Genomic DNA, 11,641 nt, shown 5'->3' with positions numbered 1-11,641 from the left:
TCGGGCACGCATCACCGGAACCGCTTCCATCGCTCGGCGGGCCGCCCGCGCGTGCGTCAGGTCAGGGCTGAAGGCGCCGTGCGGCGAGGTACGCGAGCTGCGCGCGGTTCTGCACGTTGAAGAGTTTTTCAAGCGAACGGATATGGTGGCCGACCTTGTGCAGCGACGTACGCAGCGCGCTCGCGATCTCCTGGTCGGACAGCCCGTGCACGAGACGGTCGAGCACCTGTTGCTGCTCGTCGCCGAGCGCGAAGCCGCGCATGCGCGCGATGCGCGCCTCGAGGAACGGCAGCGCGACACGATGCACGGCGAGGCTCACGGCCAGCGCGCCGCCGATCACGCGATCGTCGATCCATTCGGTACCGTGCGTCTCCGACGTCACGTTCACCGCGACGCGCAGGTCGAGGCGCGGCGCCGACAGGCTGAAGATCACGCCGCTGTTCATCGCGTGCGCGCGCAGATGGCCGGCGAGGGCCAGCACCTTGCGGTCGCCGCTGCCCTGCGCGGCCGCCTCGATCTCGTCGAGCCGCCATGCGACCGGAAAGCCGCTCTGCCGCACCTGCGCGAACCGCGGGTCGCTCTCGTACAGCATCCCTTCGATAAACGGCTGCATGAACGTCGCCGGCGCGAGGTCGCGCAGCAGATGCGCGCACAGGATGCGCCGCCCGATCATTTCATAGGCGCCGTAACCGAGCGTACTGAAACCGATTTGCCGCAATCGCGCATGGCATTGCGCGAAATCGGCCGAAGCAAGGTCGGTTTTACCGAGTGCAATTTGAATGCCGGTAAAAACGTCGCGGTCGATTGCCTGATATTCGTTCGAATAAGCGGCAGCGGCCGCTATATCGGCCTGTGAAAACCATTCGACGCGTGGTGCGCCGTCAGCATATGTCATGAGGAGCCCGCCCTTTCCCAATATGTGAAACTGCGCCCCGTCACGATCTGGTCTTTTCTTTATGATTTTCTGGTCGTTGTTATATGCGTGCGAATATGAACCTTTCGCCGCAATTAGTATTACGGCATATTACGCGCACATAGACATTTTTTGTACAATGCCCCCGCGTTTCGTCAGGGATGACGATCGGCGCATATCAAAACGATGCTCGATCGCACCGCCGCGAATGCCGTATACGATACGGCCGCCGCCAGGCGATGCGCGTCGATTCCGAGGGATGGCTCATGTCCGATATTGCATTGCATGAAGAAGCGGTCGCCAAGACCTTTTCCCGCCCGTCGCGCGGGTCGAGCGCATGCGCGGACGCGCTGCGGGAGCGTACCGTGCAGGTCGTCTGGTGCGACGACGTCAAGCGCGGCGAAGTCGCGCAGCCGCACGCGCCGACGCTCGGCGTCGCCGATACGCTCGCGCATGCGCAGAGCACGGCCGAGCGCAACCGGATCGTCACGAGCCTGCTGCACCTGACAGGCTTCTCGACGTTCGCGTACTTCGCGCTCGAATTCGCGCGCGAGCGTGTCGAAAGTCTCTACCTGCACGAAGCGTTCACGCCGGCCACCTATCGCGGCGACTATGTGCGGCACAACCATCACGACGTCGATCCGCGCACGCTCGGCGCGCGCGTGTGCAACATGCCGATCGTGTGGGACCTGCAGCAGCTACGCCGCGAACACCGCGAGCGCGACGCCGGCCCGTGCGTGACGCCGGCCGCGCTCGACGGTTTCCTGCAGACGATGCAGGACGACGGGATGTGCAGCGGCATCATGTATTCGATGGCCGTGCCCGGCACGCGGCTGCATGCGTTCATGAGCTTCACCGCGCCGCGCCGCACGCGCGAATGGATCACACCGGCGACGATCGAGCAGGCGCTGTCGATCGGGCTGTCGGTGCACAAGTTCGCGTCGCCGCAACTGATCGCGACGTCGCGCGAGCGTACGGTAAACGGGCTCACGCCGTTCGAGCAGGAACTGCTGCTCGGCATCGCCGAAGGCGCATCCGACAAGGAGATCGGCCGGCGCCTCGACACCAGCGCGCACAACGTCGACTATCACCTGCGCAAACTGCGCAAGCGCTTCGGCGTAGCGAACCGGATCCAGCTCACGTACCTGACGTCGAAGCTCGAGCTGATCTGACGGCGGCGCGGCGCTTGCGCAAAGCGAACGTGTAAACGCCCATGCCGGCCTCGCGGGCCGGCATGGGCGGGTTGCGGCGCGGTGCCGGGTCCGGCGCCGCTTCCTGGCAAACGATCCGCGTTACTTCAGCAGCGTCATCTGCACGACCTTCACGATCACGAGGCCGACCGCGATCACCAGATAGCCGCGCAGCACGGCCATCCAGATCCGCGTCGCGAGCGTCATGTTCTGCGGCTCGAGCGTGTCGAGCGGCGGCATGCGCCACGTGTCGCGCAGCGAGCGATCGAGCACCGGTTCGACGACGCGCTTGTGGCGGCGAATCAGCACCGTCGCGAGATAGCCGGCAATCGCGAGCACGGTGCCGCCCACCAGTACGTCGACGATCGCTTCGCCGCTGATGTCCGGATACATCACCGACGCGGTCAGGATGATCGACAGCAGCACGAGCACCCAGATCACCGCGCCCGTAAACACGTTGAGCTTCGTCGAGTTGACCCAGGGCCCCAGCACCTGGCGGTCGTTGCACAGCACGAGCAGGAACACCGTCGCGCTCGGCAGCAGCACGCCCGCGAGCGTCTGCACGGCTTCGGTCAGCAGGCCGAGCGGGCTGCCAGGGATCAGCACGAGCGTGGCCGCGGCCGCGACGATGCCGAAGTACACGAGATAGAAGCCCTTCGCGTCGGACACGCCGCGGTGCAGCGAATGGCGGATCTTGAACACGTCGCCGATCGCATACGCGGTCGACAGCGACACGGCCGCCGCGCCGATGATGCACGCGTCGAGCAGCGCCACCGCGAACAGCGTCGCGCCCGTGCGGCCCGCATACTTCTCGAGGCCCGCGATGATGCCGCCCGCGTCGGTGAAGTTGCCGGCTTCCGGATGCCCGCCGAACAGCGCGGCGCTGAAGCCGATCATCGCGACCGCGCCGACCAGCACGAATGCGATGCCGATCCACAGGTCGACCTTTTCATACTTCATGAAGCGCGGCGTGATGCGCTTGTCGATCACGTAGCTCTGCTGGAAGAACAGCTGCCACGGTGCGACGGTCGTGCCGACGATGCCGATCACGAGCAGCATCACGTCCGACAGCTTCGCGTGCGCGGGCCAGTTCGGCACGAGGAAATCGCGCGTCATCTGCGCGACGGGCGGATGGATCGACACGAGCACCGGCACGAGCAGCAGGCTCAGCACGCACAGCCCGATCGCAAACCGCTCGAAGCGCCTGAAATCGCCGGTACTCACCGCGGCCATCGTCAGCGCGGCGGCCACGCACACGCCGGCCACCTTCGGCAATCCGAAGAAATCCAGCACGAACGTGATGCCGATGAACTCGGTGACGATCGTCAGCGCATTGAGCAGGAACAGGTCGATCACGCTGAATGCACCCCAGAACTTGCCGAAGCGCTCGAAAATCAGGCGTGCATGGCCGACGCCCGTGACCGCGCCGAGGCGCAGCACCATTTCCTGGTTCACGTACAGCACGGGCACGAGCAGCAGCAGCGTCCACAGCAGCGTCGTGCCGTAGTTCTGGCCGGCCTGCGTGTAGGTGCCGAATGCGCCGGCATCGTTGTCACCCACCATCACGATGAGGCCCGGGCCGATGATCGCGAGCAGCGTGCGCAGTCGCGCCCACCATGTGCCGCGCGCGGCGGTGTCGTGATGCGCGATCGTGCCGAGCGCGCCGCGGATGTCGCCGACATGGGCTTCGTCGAGCACGGCGCTGCGTTCCGCGACGATCGGTGGAGAGACGTTGGATGGCGTGGACATGATGTGTTCCGTACGGCTAATGGTTATCCGATGAGCGTGTGACCTTGGGATGCGTATGCGGGGCCTGCCCGCAGGCAGCCGCGCGTGCGCATGCCGAGGCGCGCTCGGCGCTTCTTCAGTGGCGAATCAACGATTTCAGCTGGTTCAACAGGCGGGAGAACACCCGCGGACGGGCATCGAGCGTCAGCATCGCGTCGTATTGGTTGCGCGATTCCGCGACGTGCGGCAGGTTCGACAGCAGAAGGCCGAAGTTCATGGTCTGGCTCCGTGCGGCGACGGCAGGCGTGCCGGCCGCGTGGTGGGCGCGGGGCCAGTCCGGGGCCTGAACGACGTGTCAGGCTAGTCGGCCGGAGTGTCCCTGCGACCCGGGTTCAAAAGGGTCGGTGCGTGAAACGGGCATAAGGGACAACTGTCACTGTCGTTCATGGCGGCTCCTGTGCGGTGTTCCGGGGGAACACGGTTGACCGCCGTCCGGCTTGCGGGCCGCCGTTCGCGCGCCAGAACGAGGCGTGCGCGAACGCGGCCGCCTGCCAGGCGGCGGTGAAACCGGGCAACGCATGCGAAAACGCATCACGCTAACCGGCGCGAATCAGGGTGCACGTAGGGAGTTGCTGCGGAATACTGCTGCGCGCACCGTTTGCCCGGGGGACAAACGGCGGCTTCGATGAGGCGCGGACGTCGGTCGCTCAGGCGGAAATTTCGTTCGAAGATCGACTACTGCAGGCGTCCAAGGCGGCGGCCCCAAGAGTGAAGATGCCGAATTCTATGAACCGCCCGAAAGTGAAGTCAACCCCTCCAAACCCCATTTCCAGAAATAAATTTCCCGCCTTGCGACGCTGAAAGATTTGCCCTTGAAATGACGTACCGAAACCTTTCAGCACGTCACGAACCGGTCACGCGCCGATGCATGCGAACAACGGCAGGCGCCCGGCAGCGCCCTCTGCTTGCCGACTGCGTGCCGCCGCAACTCGCACACCACACACATCGTCTTTTCTGCGCTTTTTACTTGCACCGCAGCAAAAGTCGCGACTACAATCCGCCCCAATTCATCAAGGGAGTCCCTCCGTGGACACATGCTCTAGTTGCAGTTCGATGCCGGTCCAGGCCGGCCAAGCCATCGCGAGATAGCAGCCAGACGCATGTCTTTCGCCGCTAGCTCGCATTCGTCGGGTTAGCGCGCTTCCTCCCGGGCCGGCCATCGCCGGTTCATCAGTCGCACGCTCCGTCATGTTCCAACCTCCGATCGCAGGCCGCGTCATACGCCCGCGCTCGATCACGTCGTCCGGCCTGCGCCGGACCGGACGGAGGCAGCGTCATGTTCTTTCAATCGTTCGCGGTCAGACTCAAGCGCATCGTGCACGTCGCGTGCGACCGCTCGTTCGTTTCCGGCCTCTCGCCGCTCGCCCATGCGTTCGGCAACTGGCGCGGCGCGGCACTCGCCCACGTGCCGGCGGCACCGCGCCCGCTCGACTGCATGCTGGTCGCCGCGATGGCGGCCGCGGTCGCGCTCGCCGCGCTGCTATGCTCGGCTGCATCGCGCCTTGGCTTCGCGCAAGTGTGGCGCGTAGGCGGCTGGCTGCCGTAAGCCCTCGGCGCGCGGTGGCGCCACGCGCCATGTGCCGCCGCGCGAGCGCCTCGCCACGCGTCCCGCATCACGTATTCTTTTCTTCAGTCTAACTAATCAAATCGCCGACGGAATCCGCATGAAGAACCATCTCGAACCCGTTCCGCGCAAGCCGCGCGTCAATGCGCTCGCCGCGCTGCTGCTGTCGCTTGCCGCCGCGCCCACATTCGCGCAATCGTCGCCGCCGGCCGCGGCCGAACCGGCGGCCGGCGCCAGCGACGCCGCCGCTCCCGCACAACAGGCCGCCGATGCTGCCGCGCCCGCCCCCACCGGCCTGTGGGAGCGCTCGAACCTGCTCGGCAACATGGGCGGCCTGCGCGACCTGCTCGGCGATCACGGCGTCACGCTGAGCCTGCAGGAAACCAGCGAGTATCTGTACAACACGTCCGGCGGCACGAAGCGCGGCGGAGCCTACCAGGGGCTCACGCAATTCGGCTTCAACGTCGACACCGGCAAGGCAATCGGCCTGCCGGGCGGCACGTTCAACGTGTCGGCGCTGCAGATCCACGGCACCAACGCCACGCAGCGCTACCTGCAGACGCTGCAGACCGCGACCGGCATCGAAGCGAATTCGACTACGCGCCTGTGGGAGCTCTGGTACCAGCAGTCGTTGCTCGACGGCAAGGTCGACGTGAAAATCGGCCAGCAGAGCGTCGACCAGGAGTTCATGGTGAGCCAGAACGCGGCGACGTTCATGAACGCCACGTTCGGCTGGCCCGTGCTGCCATCCACCGATCTGCCGTCCGGCGGCCCCGCGTATCCGCTGTCATCGCTCGGCGTGCGGCTGCGCGTGAAGCCGGCCGATGCATGGACCGCAATGGTCGGCGTATTCGACGGCAACCCGGCCGGCCGCACCGACGGCGACGCGCAGGTGCTGAACGCGCACGGCACCAACTTCAACCTGCGCAGCGGCGCGTTCGTGATCGGCGAAGTGCAGTACGCGCTGAACGCGCCGCCGGCCGACCCGAAGGCGCCGCAACCGGCCGGCCTGCCGGGCACCTACAAGCTTGGCTTCTGGTATCAGTCGCAGCATGCGAACGATCCGCGCTACGGCACCGACGGCCTGTCGCTCGCGAATCCGGCGAGCAACGGCATTCCCGCCACCCATCGCGGCAACTACGGGCTCTATGCGGTCGCGGACCAGATGGTCTGGCGGCCGTCGGACGACAGCCCGCGCTCGGTCGGCGTGTTCGCGCGCGTGATGGGCGCGCCGGGCGATCGCAATATCGTCGACTTCGCCGCCAATGCAGGCGTAACGCTGAAGGCGCCGTTCAAGGGGCGCGACAACGACGTCGCGGGCATCGCGGTCGGCTACGCGAAGATCGGCTCGCGTGCGCGCGGCCTGGACGGCGACACCGGCACCTACACGACGCCCGGTTATCCGGTGCGCCGGGCAGAGACGGTCGTCGAGGCGACCTACCAGTACCAGGTCGCGCCGTGGTGGCAACTGCAAGCCGACCTGCAGCACTTCTTCCGTCCGGGCGGCGGCATCCCGAACCCGAACGCGGCGGGTGCGCGCATCGGCGACGAAACGGTGGTCGGCGTGCGCACGACGATCACGTTCTGACACAAGCCGCATACGGAAGCGGAAACGAAAACGGGCCGGACGGCCGCTTGCGCGACAGTCCGGCCCGTGCGTTCGCCTGTAGCGCGCTGAACACGCCGCAGGCGCCGTGCGTCACTCGCCGTACAGCCCGAGCAGTTTCAGCGTGACGCCGTTGGTCCAGCCGAAGCCGTCCTGCAGCGGATATTCGCCGCCACCGCCGCCGCCCGTGCCCGCGCCTTCGACCACGTACTTCTCGACGAGCTTGCCTTCGGTTGCATACACATGCTTCACGTCGGACAGGAAACGCGTGCCGATGTCCTTCGCGAGCGCCGGTTCGCCATAACGACGCAGCCCGTCGATCGCGATCCACTGCAGCGGCGCCCAGCCGTTCGGCGCGTCCCACTGCTGGCCGGTATTCTCGGTCGTCGTCGCGAGGCCGCCCGGTTTCAGCAGCGTCTTGCGCACCTCGCGCGCGGTCGCCTTCGCGCGCTCGGGCCATGCGACGCCCGCGAACAGCGGATACAGCGCGGCCGCCGTCACGCCGTCGCGCGGCTTGCGCAACTGCCAGTCGTAGTCGCCGTAGTAGCCGCGGCGGTTCCACAAATAGTGGTTGATCGCGGCCGCACGCCGTGCCGCGCGCCCCGCGAAGTCGGTCACGCATGCGACGTCGCGCGTGACCGCGCAGCCCTTCACGATCGTCGTCTCGAGATGGAACATCAGGCTGTTCAGGTCGACCGGCACGATCGACGTCGTGCGGATCGTCGCGAGCGTCTTGCCGTCGCCGAACCAGCGCGAGCTGTAGTCCCAGCCGCTTTCGGCGCCTGCGCGCAGGTCGCGGTACACGTCGTTCGCCGGACGGCCGGGCGCAGACTTCGCGGTCGTCACGTCCTCGAGATACGACTCGTCGCGCGGCGTGTCGCTCGCGTCCCAGTAGCGGTTCAGCACCGCGCCGTCGGGCATCGCGACCACGTTGCGCGCGGCCTGCCCGCGCGGCGTCGCGGTTTCGCCCTGCATCCAGTACGCATGCTCCTTGCGCAGTTGGGGCAGGTATTTCTGGTAGACCTTGTCGCCTTCGGCCTGCGCGGCGAGCGTGACCATGTACGCGAAGAACGGCGGCTGCGAACGGCTCGCGTAGTACGTGCGGTTGCCGTTCGGGATGTGCCCGATCGTGTCGATCAGATGCGCGAAGTTGTCGAGCATGTCGTCGACGAGATCCTCCCGCCCCGACACCTGCAGCCCGAGCATCGTGAAATAGGTATCCCAGTAGTAGCCTTCGCGGAAACGGCCGCCCGGCACGACGTACGGCTTCGGCAGCGGAATCAGCGAACTGTATTGCGGCACCGTGACGCTCGTGCGCGTGAGCTGCGGCCACAGCCAGTCGATGTGCTGGCGCAGCGTCTGGTTCGGCGGCGGCGTCACGCCGCCTTCCGGGGGCGGCGTGAAATGCTGGCCGACGAAGGTCTTCAGCGAGAAGCCCGGCTGCGATTTCTGTTGCTGATACAACTGCACGATCGTCGCGGGATCGGTATCGGGCGTCGCGTCGACGAAGGTCTTCTGGTCGGGATAGATCTGTGCGGTCTGCACCGCGACGAACAGGTCGCCGTAGAGCTGGCTCGGCGGCGGCAGCAGCGTGCCCGACGCGGGGACGCCAATCGCGGCCGCGGTCGGCACGGCCGACTGGCTGGCCGCCTGAGCGGCGGCCTGGTTCGCATTGTCGGCCTGCGCGGCGCAGCCGGCGACGGCCAGATACGCAACGGCCAGTGCGGCGGCCCAGCGCAGACGCGGCGCGGGCGGCGCATGACGCGGTGCATGATGACGCGAGAAGCGACGTGAGAAGCGAGATGCAATCGATGCGGCACGACGTGACGTCATGGCGTGTCCCCTCCTTTCGATGGTGAGTGGCTCGGCACGAGGTCTCGTTCGCGCGCGCGCTCGTCTCGATGGCCCTCGATCGATGCGCGTCATAGGTTGTGTTGCGAGTGGGTCCGACTGTCGCATAAAACGTGCACCGCACGCAAGTTTCGCGGCCGCAGCGACAGGTCGATGTCATGTGTCGTGTCATGCGCCGCAGCCGGCGCGGCGGTCGTCTCTTCTTTCGCGCGCGGAAGCAGGAACGACTGTTGCAACATGCGGAACAAGTGTTGCCGCGCGTGACGCATCGACAACAATATGGGCATAATGGCGTCTTTACCGCGCGCCCAGCCCATGTCGCCCGTCTTTCTAGCACCGCTCATCGTTGCCTGTGCGTTGTTCATGGAAAGCGTCGACGCGAACATCATCGTCACCGCGCTGCCCGCGATGGCGAGGGACTTCGGGCACAACCCCGTCACGCTGAACGTTGCGATCACGGCCTACGTGGTCGGGCTCGGCGTGTTCATCCCGATCTGCGGCTGGCTCGCCGACCGCTTCGGCGCACGCTCCGTCTTCCGCACCGCGATCGGCATCTTCGTCGTCGGCTCGCTGATGTGCGCGGCCTCCAGTTCCCTCGGCGTGCTCACGTTCGCGCGCTTCATACAAGGCGTCGGCGGCGCGATGATGGTGCCCGTCGGCCGCATCATCATCTTCCGCGCGGTGCCGCGCTCGGATCTCGTGCGCGCGATGAACTACCTCGCGATTCCCGCGCTGTTCGGGCCCACGGTCGGGCCGCTCGTCGGCGGCTTCATCACGACCTACCTGCACTGGCGGATGATCTTCTTCATCAACGTGCCGATCGGCATCTACGGGATCTATCTCGCGAGCAAGCACATCGCGAACACGCACGAGCCCGATCCGGGCCCGCTCGACTGGTTCGGCTTCCTGCTGTCGGCAAGCGGCGCTGCATTGCTGCTGATGGGCCTTACGCTGCTCGACGGCTCGCTCACCTCGCGCTCGAACGCGATCGTGATGTGCGTGGCCGGCACCGTGCTGCTCGCGCTCTACGTGCCGTACGCGCGCCGCAAGGAGCGCCCGGTGCTCGACCTCAGTTTCCTGAAGATCCCGACCTACCACGCGAGCGTTGTCGGCGGGTCGCTGTTCCGCATCGGCCTTGGCGCGGTGCCGTTCCTGCTGCCGCTCGCGCTGCAGGAAGGGCTCGGCATGAGCGCGTTCCATTCGGGGCTCATCACGTGCGCGTCCGCGCTCGGCGGCGCGATGAGCCGTTCGACGGCCACGCATACGCTGCGCCGTTTCGGCTTTCGCACGGTGCTGATCTACAACGCGGCATTCGCGGGGCTCGCGATCGCCGCGTACGGCGTGTTCCATCCCGGCATGGCGACCTGGGCGATCTGGCTGATCGTGCTCGTCGGCGGCATCTTCCCCGCGCTGCAGTTCACGAGCCTGAACTCGATGATCTACGCGGACATCTCGCCGCGCGACGCGGGGCGCGCCACGAGCCTCGGCAGCGTGGTGCAGCAGATGTCGCTCGGGCTCGGCGTGACGGTGGCCGGTATCGTGCTGCACGTGTCGCACTGGCTGCAGGGCCACCAGACGATGGTGTGGTCGGATTTCTGGCCCGCGTTCGTCGTGGTCGGGCTGTGCTCGTTCGCGTCGATTCCGATCACGCGGCGGCTGCCGCCCGGCGCCGGCGACGAAGTCGCGCGCGGCAAGCGGCAATAAGCGGCAAACATTTCGGTTCGCCGCGTTGCGGCGCGGCAAAACACGACGACCTGTCCCGCGCGCTGCGGCCGGGGGAAACGCGTGCCGCGGCATGACACGTCGCGCGGCAGCCGGCGAAAAACCGGAAAAACAAAAAAATCAGCGGACATCCACACGGGGCCGGTGCTCAGCCGCATGGATGTCCGCTCAGGGCTCCGGGTCTCCCGATGGGGGTTGAGAATCCCGGATTCGCTTCCTGCGTGCCATGGACATATGTGCGTCGGAAGCGGAATCGTTGCGCGCACTTGTCGTCGCGCCATGCTCTGCACTATAGGGAAACTTGCGAAACGCATCTGTCAAGCATTGTCAGACGCGTTGCATCAGCGCTTTCCAATGGAACAGGAGCCTGGGCGAGGGTCTTCGCTGGTTCTTGTGTAGCGCCTTTGGCGCGTTTCCAATGCAAATGAGCCTGTTGTCGGCCCGACACACACGGGTTGACCGACACTGGAGCACCGGGGTGGATGATCATTTACCGGATGATCATCAACTTGAACGAATCGCAAATCCGCGCCCTGGACCAAGTGCGTGCCGTCCTCGACGGCACACAGACGCTCGACTTCGCACCCGCCGCGTGCCCTCACGAACGGCGCGAATGGGTCGCCTCCGTGCTACGGCGCTTTCGCTACGACCGGCTCAAGCGAACTCACCGGGGGCTCGTGCTGCGCTATCTGCGCCGCTTTAGCGGCTTCAGCCGAGCTCACATGACACGGCTGGTACAACGCTGGGTGCAAGGGCAAAGGCTCGCATGGCTAAAGGGCTCGCCCGCGAATGCCTTCGCCCGCCGCTACACCGATGAGGACATCTTCACGCTCGCCCAGACCGAGCGCGAGTACGGCAGGCTTTCCGGACCGGCGATGGTCGTGGTGCTGCGCCGGATGTATCAGGTCTACAACGATGAGCGCTACGTGCGCCTGCAGCACCTTTCAGCCTCTCACCTGTACAACCTGCGACGTTCGCAGGCTTATCGTCTGCATCACACGGTCTAC

At 66.2% G+C, this 11,641-nt stretch carries 9 protein-coding genes and 1 pseudogene; 5 read left to right on the top strand and 5 right to left on the bottom strand.

Translation table 11 applies throughout. The features are described from left to right. Window positions 1–61 precede the first annotated feature (61 nt). Window positions 62–895, bottom strand: a complete 834-nt coding sequence (locus BT264_RS26575) for a helix-turn-helix transcriptional regulator (RefSeq protein WP_034180515.1) — start codon at window positions 893–895, stop codon at window positions 62–64. 284 nt (window positions 896–1,179) lie between these two features. Between BT264_RS26575 and BT264_RS26570 the strand changes: the two genes are divergently transcribed. Then, entirely contained in the window at window positions 1,180–2,085 is a 906-nt protein-coding gene (locus tag BT264_RS26570) for a helix-turn-helix transcriptional regulator (protein WP_072442503.1), read from the top strand. A gap of 120 nt (window positions 2,086–2,205) precedes the next feature. Here the strand turns inward: BT264_RS26570 and BT264_RS26565 are convergent, their stop codons facing one another. Further along, complete coding sequence (locus BT264_RS26565; RefSeq protein ID WP_072442314.1) at window positions 2,206–3,852, bottom strand: Nramp family divalent metal transporter; 1,647 nt, start codon at window positions 3,850–3,852, stop codon at window positions 2,206–2,208. Window positions 3,853–3,967: 115 nt separating this feature from the next. After that, window positions 3,968–4,108, bottom strand: coding sequence for a hypothetical protein (locus tag BT264_RS39350; RefSeq protein WP_165948028.1), 141 nt, complete (start codon window positions 4,106–4,108; stop codon window positions 3,968–3,970). A gap of 1,059 nt (window positions 4,109–5,167) precedes the next feature. Here BT264_RS39350 and BT264_RS26560 point away from each other — a divergent pair. Both BT264_RS26560 and BT264_RS26555 read left to right on the top strand, forming a co-directional pair. After that, window positions 5,168–5,437 carry a hypothetical protein gene (locus BT264_RS26560; protein ID WP_072442312.1) on the top strand — a complete coding sequence of 90 codons (270 nt, stop codon included), beginning with the start codon at window positions 5,168–5,170 and terminating at the stop codon, window positions 5,435–5,437. A 118-nt stretch (window positions 5,438–5,555) separates the two neighbouring features. Then, window positions 5,556–7,043 (top strand): carbohydrate porin, encoded by a 1,488-nt coding sequence (locus BT264_RS26555; protein ID WP_072442311.1) that lies wholly within the window; start codon window positions 5,556–5,558, stop codon window positions 7,041–7,043. A gap of 111 nt (window positions 7,044–7,154) precedes the next feature. Here BT264_RS26555 and treA read toward each other — a convergent pair whose 3' ends face one another. Both treA and BT264_RS39345 read right to left on the bottom strand, forming a co-directional pair. Continuing rightward, on the bottom strand, window positions 7,155–8,894 hold the full coding sequence (gene treA, locus BT264_RS26550; RefSeq protein WP_072442310.1) for an alpha,alpha-trehalase TreA: 1,740 nt from the start codon (window positions 8,892–8,894) through the stop codon (window positions 7,155–7,157). A gap of 89 nt (window positions 8,895–8,983) precedes the next feature. Next, window positions 8,984–9,277, bottom strand: a complete 294-nt coding sequence (locus BT264_RS39345) for a hypothetical protein (protein ID WP_177318409.1) — start codon at window positions 9,275–9,277, stop codon at window positions 8,984–8,986. Here BT264_RS39345 and BT264_RS26540 point away from each other — a divergent pair. Together BT264_RS26540 and BT264_RS26535 are read left to right on the top strand one after the other, a co-directional pair. Then, a complete protein-coding gene (locus BT264_RS26540; RefSeq protein ID WP_072442306.1) occupies window positions 9,228–10,616 on the top strand; it encodes an MFS transporter in 1,389 nt (462 codons plus the stop codon). The two genes, BT264_RS39345 and BT264_RS26540, sit on opposite strands and share 50 nt — an antisense overlap. Before the next feature lie 500 nt (window positions 10,617–11,116). After that, window positions 11,117–11,641 (top strand): annotated as a pseudogene (locus BT264_RS26535) (integrase); the annotation flags it as partial.

It is taken from the genome of Burkholderia sp. NFPP32, assembly GCF_900119325.1.
Taxonomy (GTDB): domain Bacteria; phylum Pseudomonadota; class Gammaproteobacteria; order Burkholderiales; family Burkholderiaceae; genus Burkholderia; species Burkholderia pyrrocinia_C.
Note: the sequence above shows the minus strand (reverse complement) of the source record. Positions and strands in the feature narration are given on the sequence as shown.

What these genes read in the sequence shown, in the direction of transcription:
- BT264_RS26575 (WP_034180515.1), bottom strand. Translation starts at nt 895, where the DNA reads ATGACATATGCTGACGGCGCACCACGCGTCGAATGGTTTTCACAGGCC.
- BT264_RS26570 (WP_072442503.1), top strand. Translation starts at nt 1,180, where the DNA reads ATGTCCGATATTGCATTGCATGAAGAAGCGGTCGCCAAGACCTTTTCC.
- BT264_RS26565 (WP_072442314.1), bottom strand. Translation starts at nt 3,852, where the DNA reads ATGTCCACGCCATCCAACGTCTCTCCACCGATCGTCGCGGAACGCAGC.
- BT264_RS39350 (WP_165948028.1), bottom strand. Translation starts at nt 4,108, where the DNA reads ATGAACTTCGGCCTTCTGCTGTCGAACCTGCCGCACGTCGCGGAATCG.
- BT264_RS26560 (WP_072442312.1), top strand. Translation starts at nt 5,168, where the DNA reads ATGTTCTTTCAATCGTTCGCGGTCAGACTCAAGCGCATCGTGCACGTC.
- BT264_RS26555 (WP_072442311.1), top strand. Translation starts at nt 5,556, where the DNA reads ATGAAGAACCATCTCGAACCCGTTCCGCGCAAGCCGCGCGTCAATGCG.
- treA (WP_072442310.1), bottom strand. Translation starts at nt 8,894, where the DNA reads ATGACGTCACGTCGTGCCGCATCGATTGCATCTCGCTTCTCACGTCGC.
- BT264_RS26540 (WP_072442306.1), top strand. Translation starts at nt 9,228, where the DNA reads ATGTCGCCCGTCTTTCTAGCACCGCTCATCGTTGCCTGTGCGTTGTTC.
- BT264_RS39345 (WP_177318409.1), bottom strand. Translation starts at nt 9,277, where the DNA reads ATGAACAACGCACAGGCAACGATGAGCGGTGCTAGAAAGACGGGCGAC.